The organism is Streptomyces sp. NPDC020299, assembly GCF_044387825.1.
Taxonomy (GTDB): domain Bacteria; phylum Actinomycetota; class Actinomycetes; order Streptomycetales; family Streptomycetaceae; genus Streptomyces.
In genome coordinates this window covers 99358-118395 of the sequence record NZ_JBIRWL010000015.1, presented here as the reverse complement: position 1 = coordinate 118395, position 19038 = coordinate 99358, and the positions used below count along the sequence as shown (strand labels likewise).

Below are 19038 nucleotides of genomic sequence, written 5' to 3'. Positions count from 1 at the left end.
TGAGGGGACGGACCAGCATGGCCAAGGGAAGCAGGGGCGGCGCCGGCAAGAGCCTCGTACGCGCCACGCTCGCGATCCACGAGCCCCCCGTCGGCGGCAGCACGACCCCCGGCGGGATCATCAAGACGTTCGGCTTCGACTTCAATCCGGCGCAGCTGTCGCTGACCCGGCACGCCGAGTGGAAGACCACCCCCGCGCAGATCGAACGGGACGGCTCCCTGCCGGAGTTCATGGGGTCCCGGCCGCGGGAGATGGGCGTGGAGATCTTCCTCGACTCCTCCGACGAACCGACCAGCAACACCGTGCTGAAGAAGGTGGAGTCGCTGCTCGACTGCTGCGAGGTGACGACCAAGAGCATCGCCGCGAAACAGCCCTCGCCGCCCTGGGTGGTGCTCCAGTGGGGGTCCTTCTCCACCGCCCGGTTCACGGCGTACGTGAGTTCCGTGGAGGCCACCTACACGCTCTTCGGGACGACCGGCGTGCCCATCCGCGCCACCTGCCGGCTGCAGCTGCACGAGATCCCCAGCAAGACCAAGGGGCAGAACCCGACCTCGGGCGCGCTCACCGCGCAGCGCGTGCACCGGGTCGTCGCGGGTGACTCGCTGCAGTCGCTGGCCTGGCGGGAGTACGGCAACGCGGCGGCCTGGCGGGCCATCGCCGAGGCCAACGGCATCGACGACCCCGGGCACCTGCCGACCGGCACCGAACTCGTACTGCCCGCCGCCGAGGAGGTGCGTGCCTGATGGTGCGGTCCGCGTTCTCGAACGTCGTCGAGGTGAAGATCGGCGGCGCCAAGCTGCCCTCCGAGTTCTCCCGGGCCGTCGTCGACTGTTACGTCGACCAGGGTGCCGGCGTGCCGGCCGCGTTCCGGCTGACCTTCCGGGACCCGTACCGGCTGCTTCTCGGCAAGCTGGGTGTCACCTTCGGCACCAAGGTCGTCCTCGCTCCGGTCGCCGACGGGCAGGGCGCCTCCGATCCGCTGCTGACGGGCGAGGTGACCGGTCTCGAGGCCGACTACGACGGCACCGGCACCTTCACCGTGATCCGCGGCTACGACTTCGGGCACCGTCTGCTGCGGCAGCGCCGGGTGGCCGCCTACCGCAACCAGAGCGCCTCCGACATCGCCCGGAAGCTGGCCGCCCAGGACGGGGTGCCGGTCGGGCGGATCGAGTCGACGCGGACGGTGTACGAGTTCATCAGCCAGTCCAACGTCACCGACTGGGACTTCCTCGCGCGGCTCGCCGACGAGAACGAGATGGTGATGTCGGTGGACGCGGACGGCAAGTTCCAGTTCGTGAAGCCCAAGTCGGCCTCCGGGGCGCCCTCGCCGAACACCGACGGCGACAAGAGCCCGTTCGTGCTCCAGGCCGGGCACGACATCCTGCGGCTGCGGGCCGCGGTCACGGCCGCCGACCAGGTCGGCAAGGTCGAGTCGCGCGGGTGGGACGTGACCACGAAGAAGAAGCTCACCGCCACCGCGCCCGCGACCACCAACCCCGGTATCGGCATCGGGACCACGCCGGGCGCCGCGGCCGGGAAGTTCAAGACGGCCAAGCTGGTCGAGACGGGCACGCCCTACGACAAGCAGAACGAGGTGAAGTTCGCCGCGGACGCCCTCGCCGACGACGTCACCGGCGCGTTCGCCGAGCTGGAGGTCGTCGCCCGCGGAAATCCCAAGCTGCGTCCGGGAGTTCCGGTGGCGCTCGCCGATGTGGGCAAGCCGTTCGAGGGCAAGTACACCGTCACCTCCGTACGGCACGTCTTCGGCGACGGCAAGCACTACGAGGCCTGGGTGACGGTCAGCGGACGGCAGTGGCGTTCGCTGTACGGGCTCAGCTCCGGCGGCACCGACACCGCGCCCCGGCTGCCCAGCGTGGCCAACGCCCTGGTCACCGATGTGAACGACCCGCTCAAGCAGGGGCGGGTCCGGTTGCAGTTCCCGTGGCTGGACGACACCTACGTCAGCGACTGGACGCGAACGGTGCAGCTGGGCGGCCTCGGCGGTGGCGGCATCTTCCCGATGGACGTCAACGACGAGGTGCTCGTCGCGTTCGACCGGGGAGCCCTCGACCATCCGTTCGTGATCGGCGGGCTCTACAACGGCAAGGACAAGCCGACCGTCGTCGGTGACGTGCCGCTGCACGACACCGTGCGCAAGAAGGCGAGCCGGCACACCGTCTCCGACCGGGACGGCAACCGTATGGACCTGCTCAGCCAGAAGACCGGCGGCCGCAAGCAGGGCGTCCGGCTGACGTCCGGCGACAAGCAGCTGGTCATCAATCTGGACCGGACGAAGACCGAGATCGTCGTGGACAGCAAGGGCGATGTCACGATCAAGGGCAGCCGGTCGGTGTCGGTGGAGGCGGGCGGCGATCTCTCGCTGAGCGCCCGCCGCGGTCTGACCATCAAGAGCGGCGGCCCGCTCAGCATCCAGGGCGGCGGCATGGTCAACATACGGGCCGCGGGCGAGATCGGGGTGAACGCCGCGGGCGCCCTGAACCTGAGCGCCATCGGCATCGCGAGCCTCACCGGCGACGCCACCGTGCAGATCAACTCGCTCGTCAACACGACGATCAAGGCGCCGACCACCCTGGTCGCGTCCCCCACGTTCGGCGTCACCACCATCCCCGTGCCGATGGTGATCCCGTGACGGTCTCCGTGGCCCTGGAAGGCGGGGTGTGGTTCTGATGGCCGAACAGTTCGTCGGCTCCGGCTGGTCGTTCCCGCTGCGCATCGGGCCGACCGGCGGGATCGCCCTGGTCAGCGGGGAGCGGGAGGTCGAGGAGGCGATCCGGCTGGTGCTGTCCACCGCGCCGGGCGAGCGTCCGATGCGGCCCGACTTCGGCTGCGCCATCCACGACCTGGTGTTCGCGCCGGTCAACGAGCAGACCGCGGGCCGCATCCAGCACGAGGTGCACGTCAGCCTGGACCGCTGGGAGCCGCGCATCGAGGTCGACGACGTCGAGGTCACCGCCGGCTCCGACCAGAGCGTGCTGTTCATCGACGTCCGCTACTCGATCCGCGGCACCAACAACCCGCGCAGCCTGGTCTTCCCGTTCTACGTCATTCCGTCCCACGACGAGCCGGACGGGACCACGCCGGCTCACGGCGACTCCCCGGCTCCGGAAAGCGATCGCTGATGGCCCTGCCCTCCCCCAACCTCGACGACCGCCGTTTCCAGCAGTTCGTCGACGACGCCAAGCGCTACATCCAGCAGCGCGCCCCGGAGTGGACCGACCACAACGTCTCCGACCCCGGCGTCACCCTCGTCGAGACGGTCGCACACATGGCCGACCAGATCGTCTACCGGCTCAACCGGGTGCCGGAGAAGAACCACCTGGCGTTCCTGGACCTGGTGGGGATCACCCTGTTCCCGCCGTCCGCCGCCCGCACGGATGTGACGTTCTGGCTGTCGGCGCCCCAGGAGGAGCCGATCTCCGTGCCGCTCGGCACCGAGGTCGCCACCATGCGCACCGAGAGCGAGGAGGCGGTCGTCTTCGCCACTGAGCGCGAACTGATTGTCGTGCCTTGCGAGTTGCGCCATCTGCTGGTGCAGCACAAGGGCGAGGCGGCGGTGGAGCGGACGCATGACCTCGCCGAGGAGGACAAGGACCTGCTCTGCTTCTCGGAGTCCCCCGACCCCGGCGACTGCATGCTGCTCGGCCTGACCGCGGCCGTACCGCACTGCGCGCTCGCCCTGGACCTGGACAGCCGGGTGGACGGCGTCGGCGTGGACCCGCGGCAGCCGCCGCTGGTGTGGGAGGCGTGGACCGCGGACGGCTGGCAGCCCTGCGAGGTCGACCGGGACGGCACGGGCGGCCTCAACCGCCCGGGTGAGGTGATCCTGCACGTCCCCGGCGGGCACGTCCTGTCCCGCAACGCCGGCCAGGAGGCCGGCTGGATCCGCTGCCGGGTCACCGAACCCCTGCCCGGCCAGCCCTTCTACACCACCTCCCCCACCGTCCGGGCCGCCGAGGCCTTCACCATCGGCGGTACGACCCCCGTCGTCCACGCGGAGACGGTGTACGACGAGGCGCTCGGCGAGTCCACCGGGCTGCCCGGGCAGCGGCTGCGGCTCGCGCACGCGCCCGTGGTCGGCGACGAACCGCCCGTACTGCTCCAGACCGCCGAGCACGACGGGTGGGTGGACTGGCAGGTCGTGCCGCACTTCGCGGCCTCGGGCCCGGACGACCGGCACATCACCCTCGACGCCACGACCGGCGAGATCGCCTTCGGGCCGGCCGTGCGCGAACCCGACGGCTCGCTGCGCCAGTACGGGACGGTCGCCCCCAAGGGCTCCCCGGTCCGCGCCCGCCGCTACCGCACCGGCGGCGGCCGTGCGGGCAACGTGGCCCGGGGCGCCGTGCAGATCCTGCGCACCTCCATCCCGTACGTCTCCGAGGTCGTCAACCGGGAGGCCGCGCGCGGCGGGGTCGACGGGGAGACGGTCGAGGAGGCGAAGGTCCGGGCGCCGATCACCCTGCGCGCCCAGGAGCGGGCGGTGACCCTGCGCGACTACGAGGAGCTGGCCCGCCGCGCCGCCCCCGAGACCGCGCGCATCACCTGCCTGGAGGGCGAGGAGGGCGAGCACGGGGCGTACGCGGTACGGGTGCTGGTCGTCCCGCAGGCGGTCCCGGACCCGGGCGGGCGGCTGCGCTTCGAGCAACTGGTCCCCGGAGACGCCCTGTTGGGCCGCATCACCCGGCACCTGGACGAACGTCGGCTGATCGGGACCCGGCTGGCGGTGGGGCCGCCGTACTACCAGGGCGTGACGGTGGTCGCCACGGTGCACGCCTTCCGGGGTGCCGACACCGACCGGGTGCGGCGGGAGGCACACGACGCGCTCTACCGGCACCTCGACCCGCTGACCGGTGGCGCGGACGGCAAGGGCTGGCCGTTCGGGCGGCCCGTGCAGTCCGGTGAGGTGTTCGCGGTGCTCCAGCGCGTGCCGGGGGTGGAGCTGGTCGACCAGGTGGTCCTGCATCCCGCCGACCCGCTGACCGGCAAGCGCGGGGAGGCGACCGACCGCATCGACCTGTCGCCGCCGTCGCTGGTGTTCTCCTTCGACCATCGCGTCCGGGTGATCGGGGACGGCTCCTGATGAGAGGCTCCATCGACGGTCTGGGCTCCTCCGCGCCGATCGGCATGATGCTGCCCGCCGTGTTCGCCGACGACGATCTGGCCCAGCGGTTCGTCGCCGGTCTCGACGAGGTGATCGCGCCGGTCCACAGCGTGCTGGACTGCCTGGACACCTACTTCCGGCCGTCCCTCGCCCCGCTCGACTTCGCCCAGTGGCTGGGCGTCTGGGTCGGTGCGGAGACCGACGGCGGCGAACCCGAGCCGCTGCTGCGGGCCGCCGTGGCCGCCGCCGCGTATCTGCACCGCATCCGCGGCACCCGGCGCGGGCTGGCCGAGGCGGTGCGGCTGGCGTTCGGTGTGGAACCGGAGATCAGCGAGAGCGGGGGCGCCGACTGGAGCGCCCGCCCGCTCGGCCCGGTCCCCGGCGAACCGCGCCCCCGGCTGCACGTCCGGCTGCGGCTGCCCGACCCGACCCCCGCCGACCGGCACCGCCTGGACACCCTGGTGGCCGCCGCCCGGCCCGCCCACATGCCGTACACGGTCCAGGTGACCGCCGCGGACACCGCCCGACCCGCCGAAAGGACCCCGGAGAGATGACGACCACCCAGAACTGCGCCGAATGCGGCACCCGCGCGGAACCGGGGCAGTCGTTCTGCGACGCCTGCGGGGCGGTGCTGAGCTGGACCGGCCAGGCCGGGTCCCGGGCGGCCGGTAGTGCCGCGACGGCATCGGCCGGCGGATCCGGGCCCCGCTCCGGCGACGGACCGGCGGACGACTCCGGCGGTGCCCTGGCGACCCGGCCCGGCACGACCGCGGCCCGCTCCGCCGGCGGACCGGCGGGCGACTCGGGCAACGGCTCGACGAGTCGGTCCGGTACGGCGGACGGTCCCGGCACGGCTGCCGACGGCGGCTCGCGGGAGGCGCGGCCCACCGCGCCCCCGGCCGGGCGGACCGTCCCCGCTCCCGCTGCGGCGTCCGCACCCGGCCCGGCGTCCGGCACGCCGGCCGACGCGGGCCCCGGCTGGGACGCGTTCTCCCGCCGGGACGGCGGTACGGGCCTGGCGCGCGCCCCGCGGGACCTGCTGGGCTCGGGCACGGCGAGCGGGGAGTCCGGGACGGCACCGGCCGCCTCCGGCACCGCCCCGGAACCGGCCCCGGCCGCGCTCGCCGACGGGGACGAGGGCGGTGGGAGCGCCGTCGGCACCGCCGCCGCGCCCGACGCCCCCGACACGGTCCCCTCGCCCATCGGCACCCGCCCCTCCGCCCCCGCTCCCGTGGACGAGACCGCCCCCACCGCACCCGTCCCCAGCGCGGCCCCGGCACCGGCTCCCGGCGCCCCGGACGGCCTGACCGACCGCGCCCGCCAGCTCCTCGTGCCCGTCTCCGACCCGGACCCGCGCCCCGCCGCGTCCCCCTCCGTCGCCCCGGTGCTGCCCGGCCGTCCGGCCCCGCAGCGCCCGCAGGCCGTCCGGGCCCCGGGTGAGGAACTCGGCGCGGACGGCGGGATCCCGTGCCCCTGGTGCGCCACGCGCAACCGGCCCGACCGGCACTACTGCACCCGGTGCGCGATGCCCATGGCCGGGGAGGGCCTCGCCCCCGCGCGCCTGCCGTGGTGGCGCCGGCTGTGGGGAGCCGGCCACCGCGAGGCCCCGTGGGCCGGCGACCGCCCGCGGCTGCGCCGCGCCTTCGACCGGGTACTGTCCTGGCTCGGGGCGGCACTCGTGCTGACCCTGCTGATCGTCCTGGTCGTCAACATCCCCAAGGGCGTCCAGGCGACCCGCGACCACTTCGCCAAGCGGGCCCCGGCCGCCCCGGACAAGGTCGCCGCGTCCCGCTCGTACCCGGGGCACAAGCCCGAGCTGGCCTTCGACAAGCTCAGCAACACCTGGTGGGGCCCGGGGGTGGCCGACTCCGGCCAGGGCCAGTGGATCGAGGCCCGCTTCGACCAGCCGACCCGGCTCCTCGACGTGATCATCACACCGGGGACGTCGACCCACGCCGACCAGCTCTCCAAGTCGGCCCTCCCGCACCGCGTCGAGGCCCGTGTCACCACGGCCGACGGCAAGACCACGACCCGTGAACTCATCCTCGACCAGGGCGCGGGCGCCCAACGCCGCGCCTTCCGGGTCGGCAAGGTCACCGCGGTCCGCCTCACCCTCGAATCCGCCTACCAGCCCTCCCCGAGCAAGCAGGTGGCCATCGCCGAGATCGAGTTCTTCGGCCCGTCGAACGCGAACTGACGCACACGGGGGGGCCGCCCCGCGGCGGCCCCCCGCACGGCATCGGTGGCGCTGCTACCCACGGAGGCCACTCCGGGATAAGATGAACGAAACAGTTTCGTTCATGAACGGGAGACGAGCATGGTCTCCGTACTCGTCGTCAACGGCCAATCCCTCCAACGCCTCGCCCTGCGCACGCTCCTGACGTCCGAGCCCGACCTGACGGTCGTCGGGGAAGCGGCGGGCGGGCAGGACGCGGTCCGGGCGAGCACCGTGCTCCGTCCCGACGTCGTCCTCATGGACAGCCAGCCGTCCGGCACGGACAGCATCGACACCATCCGGCGCATCGCGCGGCCCCCGCGCGTTCCCGGCTTCCCCGGATCCGCCGACGGGGAGGGCTTCACTCCCCGGGTACTGGTCATGACCACGGCCGGTCAGGACGGCTACGCCTCCGCCGCCGTGCGCGCCGGCGCCCGAGGGTTCCTCCCCGACGACGCCTCCCCGGAGGAACTGACCGCGGCCGTCCGTGTCGTGGCGGCCGGGGACGCCGTCATCACCCACGGCCTCACCCGCACACTCATCGACGCCGTCCGGCAGCAGCACACCGCCCTCCCCCGCCCTCGCGCCTCCGGGCTCGACGCCCTCACCGGACGCGAACGAGACGTCCTCATCGCCGTCGCCTCCGGCTGGTCCAACGCCGAGATCGCCGCATCCCTGTCCATCGCCCCGACCACCGTCAAATCCCACGTCAGCAACGTCCTCGCCAAGATCGGGGCCCGCGCCCGCGTCCAGGCCGTGGCCTTCGCCTACGAGACGGGCCTGGTACGGCCCGCGGCCTGACTCGAGTGAGGAAGTTCCCACGCCCCCCGGTCACCCGGGGCGGTTATGCTCGGCAGCGCGAGACGCCTCGTTCTCGATTCCACGAGGTGCCTCTCGTTTCCGCCCTATCGGTGGTACTTCGCCGTCTCGGGGTCAGAGTCGGGGCGGCGAAGCAACCGGTGGCCGCAGCGGCTACAGCGGGGCGAGGAACGTCAGCACGGAGGCGTCCTCCTCGATCAGCGGGGTGAGGGCGGCGTTGAACGGGCCGCCGTACGGGGCGTTCAGGTGCGCCTGGAAGGCGTCCTCGTCCCGGTACACCTCGAAGATCCAGTAGGCGCGCGGGGCGGACTCCTTGGTGTAGACGTCGAAGACGAGGTTGCCCTCCTCCTCGCGCACCTTCAGGGCGTACTCCCGGATCAGGCGGGAGACCTCGTCCTCGGCGCCCTCACGGGCGGTGAACTCGGCGAGCAGGGTCTTCTTCATGGTCTCGTGTCCTCGTTCTCGTCGGGTCTCGTCAGTTCGCGCGGTTCGCGTCAGTTCGCGCCGGTTCGCGGAGATACGTCCGTCAGGCGCCTTCGGCGGTGGCGAGCTGCGCCAGCTGGTTCTGCCAGGGCGGATTGGGGCCGGCGACCGAGCAGGTCAGGGCCGCGACCCGGGCGGCGAACACGCATGCTTCGGCCACCTCGCCGAGCTCCAGACCGGTCAGCCTGCCGCCGAGGTGTCCGCCGGTACCGAGGTGGTGCAGCAGGCCGGCCGTGAAGGAGTCCCCGGCGCCGACCGTGTCGACCACCCGCGTCCGCACGGCGGGCACCCGCACCCGTTCGCCGTCGAGTGAGGCCAGGACACCGTCGGCGCCGCGCGTGATCACGACCAGCCGCGCTCCTTCGGCGTGCCAGATGTCGCACGCCGCCTCGGGCGATGTGCCGGGCAGGAGGAGTTCCAGGTCGTCCTCGCTCAGCCGCAGTACGTCGGCGAGACCGCACCAGTGCGCCAGCCGGGCGCGGTAGACCTCGGGACGGACCAGCAGCGGCCGGACGTTGGGGTCGATGCTGATGGTGGCCCGGACAGCGGCCGCGGCCAGGAACTCCTCGACCACCGCCGCGCCGGGCTCGCGGACCAGCGCGAGGGAGCCGGTGTGCACACAGGCGGTTCCGGACAGATCCACCCCTGCCAGCTCGGCCGGCGTCCACTGCCAGTCGGCGGTGCTCTGCGCGTGGAAGGAGAACGCCGCCTGCCCTTGTGCGTCCAGTTCCGCGACCGCCAGCGTGCTCGGCTCGGTGGCCGCGACGGCATCCGACAGATCCACGCCGGAGGCCTCCAGATGAGCCCGGAACAGCCGGCCGAACACATCACCGGACAGGCGCGCCAGGAAGCGGGCCTCAGTGCCGAGACGAGCCAGCGCCACCGCCGTGTTCGCAGGTCCGCCGCCCGGCAGCACCCGCAGCGCGAGTTCGTTCGAGGCGCTGGCCGGTTCGGTGAAGGCGTCCGCGACGCACTCTCCCAAAACCGTGATCTGACGCGGGCTCATGGGCTGCTCTTCTCTCGGAAAGGCCGGCCGGAAGAGTCACCTCACGACGCGGCTGCCGGCGGGCTGCGCAGGGGTGACGGCCACGGACGTTGCCGATTTGTGACGGGTGGAAGGCATTGACGTTGCCGGGATGCGGAGTCCATCATCCTCGCCAGGCGGTGTCAACGATGACATAAGTCAACGATGACACTCCCGGGCGACATGCTCTGAACCCACCCCGTGCCGCTCGCTATCCCACAGGAGTCGTTCATGTCTCGCACCACTCGTCTGTCCTCCTCCCTCGTCAGAGTCGCCGCGGTCACGGGCATCGCGGCCCTCACCCTGACGGCCTGCGGATCCGGCTCCAAGTCGAGCTCCACGAGCTCCGGCTCCGGCACCGTCAAGGTCGGACTGATCACCAAGACCGACACCAACCCGTTCTTCGTGAAGATGAAGGAGGGCGCGGAGAAGGCCGCCAAGGCGGACGGCGCCCAGCTGGTCACCGCGGCGGGCAAGTTCGACGGTGACAACGCCGGTCAGGTCACCGCCATCGAGAACATGGTCGCCTCCGGTGTGAAGGGCATCCTGATCACCCCGAGCGACTCCAAGGCGATCGTGCCGGCGATCCAGAAGGCCCGTGCCAAGGGAGTCCTCGTCATCGCGCTGGACACCCCGACCGAGCCGCAGAGCGCGGTGGACGCCCTCTTCGCCACGAACAACCTCAACGCCGGCCAGCTGATCGGCGAGTACGCCAAGGCCGCGATGAAGGGCAAGAAGGCGAAGATCGCCGCCCTCGACCTGGCGCCGGGCGTCTCCGTCGGCGTCCAGCGGCACAACGGTTTCCTGAAGGGCTTCGGCGCCACCGACAAGGACGTCGCCTGCGCCCAGGACACCGGCGGCGACCAGGCCAAGGGCCAGACGGCGATGGAGAACTGCCTGCAGAAGGAACCCGGCATCAACCTCGTCTACACCATCAACGAGCCGGCCGCCCTGGGCGCGTACACCGCCCTGAAGGCCAAGGGCCGTGAGAAGGACGTCCTGATCGTCTCGGTGGACGGCGGCTGCACCGGTACCCAGGCCGTCAAGGACGGCAAGATCGCGGCGACTTCGCAGCAGTACCCGCTGAAGATGGCCGCCGAGGGTGTCAAGGCCGTCGTGACGTACGCCAAGACCGGCAAGAAGGCGTCGGGTTACACCGACACCGGCGTCAACCTGATCACCGACAAGGCGCAGACGGGCGTCACGTCCAAGGACACCGCCTTCGGCCTGGAGAACTGCTGGGGCTGAGCCGGCCCGAGGACCGTACGACACCACGACTCCCCCAGCGGGGCGGCCGGCCCCACCTCCCCGACCAGGGACGGCCGCCCCCCTTGTCCGGCGGCGAGGACACCCGTCCTCGCCCTGGGACAAGGTCATCTGTCTTCCGACACGGAATCCGACAAGGACTCTGCATGACAGCCACGACCACGCCGTACGCGGAGCTGAAAGCACCGACCACGGCCCGCAGACTGCTCACGGCACCGACCACCGGACCCCTTGCCGCCCTGATCATCGCCTGCGTCTTCTTCTCCCTCTCGACCGACCAGTTCCTCACCGGGGGGAACTTCTCCCTGATCGTGCAGCAGGTCATGGTCGTGGGCACCCTCGCCATCGGGCAGACCCTGATCATCCTCACGGCGGGCATCGACCTGTCGTGCGGGGCCGTGATGGCGTTCGGCAGCATCGTGATCGCGAAGATGGCGGCCGAGGGCTCCCTGCCCCCGCTGCTGGCCATCGCGCTGGGGCTGGTGGTGTGCGGTGGTTTCGGCCTGCTCAACGGGCTGTTGGTGCAGAAGATCCCGCTGCCGCCGTTCATCGTGACCCTCGGCATGCTCAACGTGGCGTTCGCGCTGACGCACATCTACTCCGAGGAGCAGACCGTCTCGAGCCTGCCCGGCCCGCTGACCGCTCTCGGGGAGACCTTCCCGCTCGGCCACACCGACATCACCTACGGCTCGCTGGTCACGATCGCCCTGTTCCTGGCGTTCGCCTACGCGCTCAGCAGCACCGGCTGGGGCCGGCACGTCTACGCCCTGGGCAACAGCCAGGAGGCGGCCCGGCTGAACGGCATCCGCACCTCCCGCCTGACCATCGGCATCTACACCGTGGCCGGTCTGCTGTACGGCGTCGCCGCCCTGCTGCTCATCTCCCGCACCGGAGTCGGCGACCCCCAGGCGGGCCAGACCGACAACCTCGACAGCATCACCGCCGTGGTCCTCGGCGGGACCAGCCTCTTCGGCGGCCGTGGATCGGTTCTGGGCACCTTCATCGGCGTCCTCATCGTCGGCATCTTCCGCAACGGCCTTCAGCTGATGGGCGTCGCGTCCATCTACCAGACCCTGATCACCGGCGTCCTGGTGATCCTCGCGGTGACCGTCGACCAGATCTCCCGGAAGAAGGCACGATGACCGCCACCGACACCCCCACGCCCGTTCTGCAGGCCCGTGGTCTGGTCAAGCGCTACGGCCATGTCACCGCCATCGACGGCGCCGACTTCGACCTGATGCCCGGCGAGGTGCTCGCCGTCATCGGCGACAACGGAGCCGGCAAGACCAGCCTCATCAAGGCCCTCACCGGCGCGGTGGTCCCCGACGCCGGCGAGATCCGCCTCAATGGCGAACCCATCCAGTTCTCCGGGCCGCAGAGCGCCCGCGCCCACGGCATCGAGACGGTCTATCAGGACCTCGCCGTGGCCGCCTCCATGGACATCGCCTCCAACATGTTCCTCGGCCGCGAACTCCGCCGCCCCGGCGTCCTCGGCAGCGTCTTCCGCATGCTGGACAAGAAGCGGATGCGCCAGGAGGCCGCCGAGCACATGGCCGACCTGAAGATCGGCCTGCGGTCGCTCACCCAGTCGGTCGAGACCCTCTCCGGCGGACAGCGGCAGGCCGTCGCGGTCGCCCGCTCCGTCGCCTGGGCCCGCTCCGTCGTCGTCATGGACGAACCCACCGCCGCCCTCGGCGTCAAGGAGTCCGCGCAGGTCCTCGACCTCATCCGCCGGGTCCGCGACAAGGGCATGCCGGTCGTCCTGATCAGCCACAACATGCCCCACGTCTTCGAGATCGCCGACCGTATCCACGTCCACCGGCTGGGCCGGCGCGCCGCCCTGATCAAGCCCTCCGACTACTCCATGGCGGAGGTCGTCGCCATCATGACCGGCGCGCTCAGCGTCGACGAGACCGGCGGTACTGTCGTAGCGGACTCGGAGGCCGCGAAGGCCGCCGGAGTCCAGGCCACCTGACAACTCGATTCAGCACTCACCGTTTCCGGCCGAGGCCGCGGTCGGAACAGAGGGCTCACAGGAGACGGTTTCCTCCATGGCAGCGAACCGCCGACCCACCCTGGCCGACGTCGCCCGCGAAGTCGGAGTCAGCGCCAAGACTGTCTCCCGCGTCCTCAACGAGGACGGACCCGCCTCGGCGGAGACCCGGGAACAGGTACTCGCCGCAGTGGCCAAGCTCGGCTTCCAGCCGAACCTCATGGCACGCAACATCCGCGTCGGCGGCCCGGACACCACCATCGGTCTGGTCATCCCGGACCTCGCCAACCCCTTCTTCGGAGCCGTGGCCCGCGCCATCGAGGACACCGTCCGCGAACGCGGACTGACCCTCCTCATGGGCTCCTCCGCCGACGATCCCGGCCGCGAACGCGCCCTGACGGACAAGTTCCTCGCCCGGCGCGTCAGCATCCTGATCGTCGTGCCGTCCGTCGGCGCCGACCACACCCACCTCAAGCCCCACCGCACGGCGGGACTTCCCGTGGTCTTCCTGGACCGGCCCGGCGTCGGCCTGTCCACGGACAGCATCGTCAGCTCGAACCGCGCGGGGTCCCATGACGGCGTCGCCCATCTGATCGCCCATGGCCACCGGCGCATCGGCTTCGTCGGTGACCTGCCCGTCAAGCTGTACACCCGCCGCGAACGCCTGGCCGGATACCGCTCGGCGCTCCAGGAGGCCGACATCCCCTACGACCGCTCCCTGGTCGTCAGCGCACACGACCAGCAGGGCGCCGAGGCCGCGACCGCCCAGCTGCTCGACCTGCCCGATCCCCCCACCGCCCTGTTCGCCGGCAACAACATCATGGCGCTGGGCATAGTCGCCGAACTCGCCCGCGGCAAGCGCAAGGAGGTGGCCGTCGTCGCCTTCGACGACGTGTCGCTCGCCGAGGCACTGGAACCGGCCCTGACCGTGGTCGCCCAGGACCCCGAGGAGATCGGCCGCAGCGCCGCGGCCACCGCCCTGGCCCGCCTCGACGGCGACCGCTCACGGGCCCGCACCATCACCGTGCCCACCCGGCTGATCGTCCGGGGCTCGGGAGAGCAGCCCGCGCCCACCCCGTAAGACGTGCCGCGTGCGGGGACGCCCGGCCTACAGCCCCACGATCGCGTTCCACCGCTTGGTGAACTCCAGCCGCTCCGTGGACGTGATGTCCCGCGCGATAGCGAGCCGCTTGCGCATCCCGGCGTCGGGGAAGATCAGGGGGTTGTCGGCCAGGGCGGCGGTGTCCTTGTCCTTGGCGGCGGCCAGGACCTCCTTGGCGGCCGGGACCGGGCAGACGTAGTTGACCCAGGCGGCGAGGTCGGCGGCGACCTCGGGGTCGTAGTAGTAGTCGACGAGGCGTTCCGCGTTGGCTTTGTGGGCGGCCCGGTCGGGGATCATCAGGGAGTCGGACCACAGCTCCGCGCCCTCCTCGGGGACGACGAAGCGGATGTCGGGGTTGTCGGCCTGGAGCTGGATGACGTCACCGGAGTACGCCTGGCAGGCCAGGACATCGCCGCTGACCAGGTCCTTGGTGTAGTCGTTGCCGGTGAAGCGGCGGATCTGGCCCCGGCGGACCTCCTGCTCCACCTGGTCGCAGACGGTGTGGAAGTCGTCCGCCGTCCACTTGGTGATGTCCACGCCGTTGCCCTGCATCAGCAGCGCGAACGCCTCGTCCAGTCCGGACAGCAGGGTCACCCGGCCCTTGAGGTCGCTCGCCCAGAGGTCCTTGACGTGGCGTATCTCGCGGCCCAACTTGCGCCGATTGTAGGCGATGCCGGTGATGCCGGACTGCCACGGCACCGTGTACAGGCGGCCCGGGTCGAAGGCGGGCGAGCGCAGGAGCGGGTCGAGGTACTTCGTCACGTTGGCCTGCCGGGCGCGGTCCATCTTCTGCACCCAGCCCAGGCGCACGAACCGCGCGCACATCCAGTCGCTGACGACGATCAGGTCGCGGCCGGTCGACTGGTGGTTCATCAGCGCGGGGCTGATCTTGCCGAAGAACTCGTCGTTGTCGTTGATCTCCTCGACATAGTCGACCGAGATGCCCGTGCGCTTCTCGAACGCCTCCAGCGTGGGCCGCTTGTTGGGGTTGTCGTCGTCGGTGTCGATGTAGAGCGGCCAGTTCGCCCAGGTCAGCTGCTTGTCGCGGGCGGACACATCGGCGGCGGCACGATCGCCCGGCTTGACGTACGCGGCGGGCACACCACAGCCGGCGAGCGCGCCGAACACGGCGGTACCGCCGAGCGCTCGCAGCAGGGAGCGGCGGGAGGGCAGGTGGGAAGCAGGCACCCAGGCAGCATGCCGCGCCTGCCGTGCCCGGGCAATGGACGCCCCGTCGAGCGAGCCGCGGCGGACGCGACACCATGTCGATCCCACCACCCGGGCGACCGCACACTGTGCGGCCCCGGACCGGAAGCCCGGTCCGGGGCCGCACCCTCACCGCACAACCGCCAGAGGCCTACGCCTCCAGCGACGTCATGACGTGCTTGATCCGGGTGTAGTCGTCGAAGCCGTACCCCGACAGGTCCTTGCCGTAGCCGGACTTCTTGAAGCCGCCGTGGGGCATCTCGGCGACCAGCGGGATGTGGGTGTTGATCCACACGCAGCCGAAGTCGAGCTTCTTGGACATCCGCATGGCGCGGCCGTGGTCCTTGGTCCACACCGAGGAGGCGAGGGCGTACTCGACGCCGTTGGCCCACTCCACGGCCTGGTCCTCGTCCGAGAAGGACTGGACGGTGATGACCGGGCCGAAGACCTCCTTCTGGATGATCTCGTCGTCCTGCTTGAGGCCCGAGACGACGGTCGCGGCGTAGAAGTAGCCCTTGTCGCCGACCTGGTGGCCGCCGGCCTCGACCTTGGCGTGGGCGGGGAGGCGCTCGATGAAGCCGGAGACCTGCTTGAGCTGGTTGGGGTTGTTGAGCGGGCCGTACAGCACGTCCTCGTCGTCCGGCCGGCCCGTCTTCGTCTCGGCGGCGGCCTTGGCGAGCGCGGCGACGAACTCGTCGTGGATGGACTCGTGGACGAGGACGCGGGTGGCGGCCGTACAGTCCTGGCCGGCATTGAAGAAGCCCGCGACCGAGATGTCCTCGACGGCCTTGGGAATATCGGTGTCCTCGAAGACGACGACCGGCGCCTTGCCGCCCAGCTCCAGGTGGACGCGCTTGAGGTCCTTGGACGCGGACTCGGCGACCGACATGCCGGCGCGTACGGAGCCCGTGATGGAGGCCATCGCCGGGGTCGGGTGCTCGACCATCAGGCGGCCGGTGTCGCGGTCGCCGGTGACGACGTTGAAGACGCCCTTGGGCAGGATCGAGCCGATGATGTCGGCGATCAGGACCGTGGAGGCGGGGGTGGTGTCCGACGGCTTCAGAACGACCGTGTTGCCCGCGGCGATCGCCGGGGCGAACTTCCACACCGCCATCATCATCGGGTAGTTCCACGGCGCGACCTGGGCGCAGACGCCGACCGGCTCACGGCGGACGATCGAGGTCATCCCCTCCATGTACTCACCGGCCGAGCGGCCCTCGAGCATCCGCGCCGCGCCCGCGAAGAAGCGGATCTGGTCGACCATCGGCGGGATCTCCTCGGAGCGGGTCAGCCCGGTCGGCTTGCCCGTGTTCTCCACCTCGGCCGCGATCAATTCCTCGGCGCGCTCCTCGAACGCGTCCGCGATCTTCAGGAGGGCCTTCTGCCGCTCGGCGGGGGTCGTGTCCCGCCAGCCGGGGAAGGCCGCGGCGGCCGCGGCCATCGCGGCGTCCACGTCGGCCTGCCCGGACAGCGGCGCCGTCGCGTACGCCTCGCCCGTCGCGGGGTTGACCACCTCGGTGGTCCGTCCGTCGGCGGCGTCCCGGAACTCACCGTCGATGTAGTTGCGCAGACGACGCAGCTCGGTGCTCACTGCCGGCCCTCCAAGGTTCGGGTGTCCATTGACTGAGACACCCACACTAATCCGAGAGCCGACGTTTTCGACACCCCCGGTCGCAGGTTCGGTGCGAAATCCGCAGGCTTCAGCTACGTAAACAACGAATTTCATCGATCACGCCTTGCGGAACTGTCGAGACGTCGTGCACAGTGACCCCGTGGCCAGAAGCGCAGACCAGAGGGACTCCCGCGAGTCCAGGAACGGCGGCCCCCAGCTGGATGCCGTCTCCCTCGCCATCATCGAGCAGCTCCAGGAGGACGGCCGCCGGCCGTACGCCGCGATCGGCAAGGCCGTGGGCCTGTCCGAGGCGGCCGTGCGCCAGCGCGTGCAGAAGCTGCTCGACCAGGGCGTGATGCAGATCGTCGCCGTCACGGACCCGCTCACCGTGGGCTTCCGCCGGCAGGCGATGGTGGGCATCAACGTCGAGGGCGATGTCGAGTCGATCGCGGACGCGCTGACCGGCATGTCGGAAGTCGAGTACGTGGTGATGACCGCGGGCTCGTTCGACATCCTCGCCGAGATCGTCTGCGAGGACGACGACCACCTGCTGGACGTCATCAACAAACGCATCCGGGCCCTGCCCGGCGTGCGCTCCACCGAGAGCTTCGTCTACCTCAAGCTCAAGAAGCAGACCTACATGTGGGGAACCCGATAACCGTGAGCTCAAAGGACCTCAGCCGAACCGCGTACGACCACCTGTGGATGCACTTCACCCGCATGTCCTCGTACGAGAACTCGCCCGTGCCGACGATCGTGCGCGGCGAGGGCACCTACATCTACGACGACAAGGGCAAGCGCTACCTCGACGGTCTCGCGGGTCTGTTCGTGGTCCAGGCCGGTCACGGCCGCACGGAGCTGGCCGAGACCGCCTTCAAGCAGGCGCAGGAGCTGGCGTTCTTCCCGGTGTGGTCCTACGCCCACCCCAAGGCCGTGGAACTTGCGGAGCGGCTCGCGGACTACGCGCCCGGCGACCTGAACAAGGTGTTCTTCACCACCGGCGGCGGCGAGGCGGTCGAGACCGCCTGGAAGCTCGCCAAGCAGTACTTCAAGCTCCAGGGCAAGCCGACCAAGTACAAGGTCATCTCGCGCGCGGTCGCCTATCACGGCACCCCGCAGGGCGCCCTGTCGATCACCGGCCTGCCGGGTCTGAAGGCGCCCTTCGAGCCCCTCGTCCCGGGCGCGCACAAGGTCCCGAACACCAACATCTACCGCGCCCCGATCTTCGGCGACGACCCGGAGGCCTTCGGCCGCTGGGCCGCCGACCAGATCGAGCAGCAGATCCTCTTCGAGGGCCCGGACACCGTCGCCGCGGTCTTCCTGGAGCCGGTGCAGAACGCCGGCGGCTGCTTCCCGCCGCCGCCCGGCTACTTCCGGCGGGTCCGCGAGATCTGCGACCAGTACGACGTGCTGCTCGTCTCCGACGAGGTCATCTGCGCCTTCGGCCGCCTCGGCACGATGTTCGCCTGCGACAAGTTCGGCTACGTCCCGGACATGATCACCTGCGCCAAGGGCATGACCTCGGGCTACTCCCCGATCGGCGCGTGCATCATCTCCGACAAGCTCGCCGAGCCGTTCTACAAGGGCGACAACACCTTCCTGCACGGCTACACCTTCGGCGGCCACCCGGTGTCGGCCGCGGTGGGCCTCGCCAACCTCGACCTGTTCGAGCGCGAGAACCTCAACCAGCACGTCCTGGACAACGAGGGCGCCTTCCTGCGGACCCTGCAGAAGCTGCACGACCTGCCGATCGTCGGCGACGTCCGCGGCAACGGCTTCTTCTACGGCATCGAGCTGGTGAAGGACAAGAACACCAAGGAGTCCTTCAACGAGGAGGAGACCGAGCGCGTCCTGTACGGCTTCCTCTCCAAGGCCCTGTACGACAACGGCCTGTACTGCCGTGCCGACGACCGCGGCGACCCGGTCGTCCAGCTCGCCCCGCCGCTGATCTCCGACCAGGAGACCTTCGACGAGATCGAGCAGATCCTGCGCGCGACGCTGACGGAGGCGTGGACGAAGCTCTGACCTCCGGCGGCCACGCCGGTCATACGGCCCGGGGAGCACCCGTACGAGTGAGAGGGGTGCACCCCGGGCCGCGTGCTGTCCGGCGTCGCGGCCCCGGCTCCTTAGCGTGCCTGGTAACCGATCGGTCCCGCCTTCGTTCCCCCGCACGAGGGACTTGGCACGGGAATCACG

17 protein-coding genes are annotated in these 19038 nt (G+C 70.9%); 13 read left to right on the top strand and 4 right to left on the bottom strand.

The window, feature by feature from the left end; all coding sequences use genetic code 11:
- The first annotated feature begins 17 nt into the window (after window positions 1–17).
- The 7 genes from ACH45E_RS32765 to ACH45E_RS32735 all read left to right on the top strand — a co-directional run bounded on the left by ACH45E_RS32765 (window position 18) and on the right by ACH45E_RS32735 (window position 8138).
- Entirely contained in the window at window positions 18–743 is a 726-nt protein-coding gene (locus ACH45E_RS32765; protein ID WP_361447155.1) for a LysM peptidoglycan-binding domain-containing protein, read from the top strand.
- Complete coding sequence (locus ACH45E_RS32760; RefSeq protein WP_361447157.1) at window positions 743–2650, top strand: VgrG-related protein; 1908 nt, start codon at window positions 743–745, stop codon at window positions 2648–2650. Before ACH45E_RS32765 ends, ACH45E_RS32760 begins: the two co-directional genes overlap by 1 nt.
- A 37-nt stretch (window positions 2651–2687) precedes the next feature.
- On the top strand, window positions 2688–3140 hold the full coding sequence (locus ACH45E_RS32755) for a GPW/gp25 family protein (protein WP_361447159.1): 453 nt from the start codon (window positions 2688–2690) through the stop codon (window positions 3138–3140).
- On the top strand, window positions 3140–5101 hold the full coding sequence (locus tag ACH45E_RS32750; RefSeq protein ID WP_361447161.1) for a putative baseplate assembly protein: 1962 nt from the start codon (window positions 3140–3142) through the stop codon (window positions 5099–5101). The genes ACH45E_RS32755 and ACH45E_RS32750 overlap by 1 nt, the downstream gene beginning before the upstream one ends.
- Window positions 5101–5676, top strand: a complete 576-nt coding sequence (locus ACH45E_RS32745) for a phage tail protein (protein ID WP_361447163.1) — start codon at window positions 5101–5103, stop codon at window positions 5674–5676. The genes ACH45E_RS32750 and ACH45E_RS32745 overlap by 1 nt, the downstream gene beginning before the upstream one ends.
- Window positions 5673–7319, top strand: coding sequence for an NADase-type glycan-binding domain-containing protein (locus ACH45E_RS32740; RefSeq protein ID WP_361447165.1), 1647 nt, complete (start codon window positions 5673–5675; stop codon window positions 7317–7319). Before ACH45E_RS32745 ends, ACH45E_RS32740 begins: the two co-directional genes overlap by 4 nt.
- Before the next feature lie 120 nt (window positions 7320–7439).
- On the top strand, window positions 7440–8138 hold the full coding sequence (locus tag ACH45E_RS32735; RefSeq protein WP_361447167.1) for a response regulator transcription factor: 699 nt from the start codon (window positions 7440–7442) through the stop codon (window positions 8136–8138).
- 171 nt (window positions 8139–8309) lie between these two features.
- Here the strand turns inward: ACH45E_RS32735 and ACH45E_RS32730 are convergent, their stop codons facing one another.
- Both ACH45E_RS32730 and ACH45E_RS32725 read right to left on the bottom strand, forming a co-directional pair.
- Complete coding sequence (locus ACH45E_RS32730) at window positions 8310–8600, bottom strand: putative quinol monooxygenase (RefSeq protein ID WP_361447169.1); 291 nt, start codon at window positions 8598–8600, stop codon at window positions 8310–8312.
- A gap of 82 nt (window positions 8601–8682) precedes the next feature.
- Window positions 8683–9645 (bottom strand): carbohydrate kinase, encoded by a 963-nt coding sequence (locus ACH45E_RS32725; RefSeq protein ID WP_361447171.1) that lies wholly within the window; start codon window positions 9643–9645, stop codon window positions 8683–8685.
- A gap of 249 nt (window positions 9646–9894) precedes the next feature.
- On the opposite strand from ACH45E_RS32725, the gene ACH45E_RS32720 reads away from it, so the two are divergent.
- The 4 genes from ACH45E_RS32720 (at window position 9895) to ACH45E_RS32705 (ending at window position 14003) form a co-directional block, all read left to right on the top strand.
- Complete coding sequence (locus tag ACH45E_RS32720; RefSeq protein ID WP_361447173.1) at window positions 9895–10911, top strand: substrate-binding domain-containing protein; 1017 nt, start codon at window positions 9895–9897, stop codon at window positions 10909–10911.
- A 164-nt stretch (window positions 10912–11075) separates the two neighbouring features.
- On the top strand, window positions 11076–12071 hold the full coding sequence (locus ACH45E_RS32715; RefSeq protein ID WP_361447175.1) for an ABC transporter permease: 996 nt from the start codon (window positions 11076–11078) through the stop codon (window positions 12069–12071).
- A complete protein-coding gene (locus ACH45E_RS32710; protein ID WP_361447177.1) occupies window positions 12068–12904 on the top strand; it encodes an ATP-binding cassette domain-containing protein in 837 nt (278 codons plus the stop codon). The genes ACH45E_RS32715 and ACH45E_RS32710 overlap by 4 nt, the downstream gene beginning before the upstream one ends.
- Window positions 12905–12980: 76 nt before the next feature.
- Window positions 12981–14003 carry a LacI family DNA-binding transcriptional regulator gene (locus ACH45E_RS32705; protein ID WP_361447179.1) on the top strand — a complete coding sequence of 341 codons (1023 nt, stop codon included), beginning with the start codon at window positions 12981–12983 and terminating at the stop codon, window positions 14001–14003.
- Window positions 14004–14030: 27 nt separating this feature from the next.
- On the opposite strand, the gene ACH45E_RS32700 is transcribed toward ACH45E_RS32705, so the two are convergent.
- Together ACH45E_RS32700 and ACH45E_RS32695 are read right to left on the bottom strand one after the other, a co-directional pair.
- Window positions 14031–15212, bottom strand: a complete 1182-nt coding sequence (locus ACH45E_RS32700; protein WP_361447181.1) for a spermidine/putrescine ABC transporter substrate-binding protein — start codon at window positions 15210–15212, stop codon at window positions 14031–14033.
- A gap of 169 nt (window positions 15213–15381) precedes the next feature.
- Window positions 15382–16821, bottom strand: coding sequence for a gamma-aminobutyraldehyde dehydrogenase (locus ACH45E_RS32695; protein ID WP_361447183.1), 1440 nt, complete (start codon window positions 16819–16821; stop codon window positions 15382–15384).
- 166 nt (window positions 16822–16987) lie between these two features.
- On the opposite strand from ACH45E_RS32695, the gene ACH45E_RS32690 reads away from it, so the two are divergent.
- Window positions 16988–17500, top strand: a complete 513-nt coding sequence (locus tag ACH45E_RS32690; RefSeq protein ID WP_361447184.1) for an Lrp/AsnC family transcriptional regulator — start codon at window positions 16988–16990, stop codon at window positions 17498–17500.
- Window positions 17485–18867, top strand: a complete 1383-nt coding sequence (locus ACH45E_RS32685) for an aspartate aminotransferase family protein (RefSeq protein ID WP_361447186.1) — start codon at window positions 17485–17487, stop codon at window positions 18865–18867. The genes ACH45E_RS32690 and ACH45E_RS32685 overlap by 16 nt, the downstream gene beginning before the upstream one ends.
- The last annotated feature ends 171 nt before the right edge of the window (window positions 18868–19038 follow it).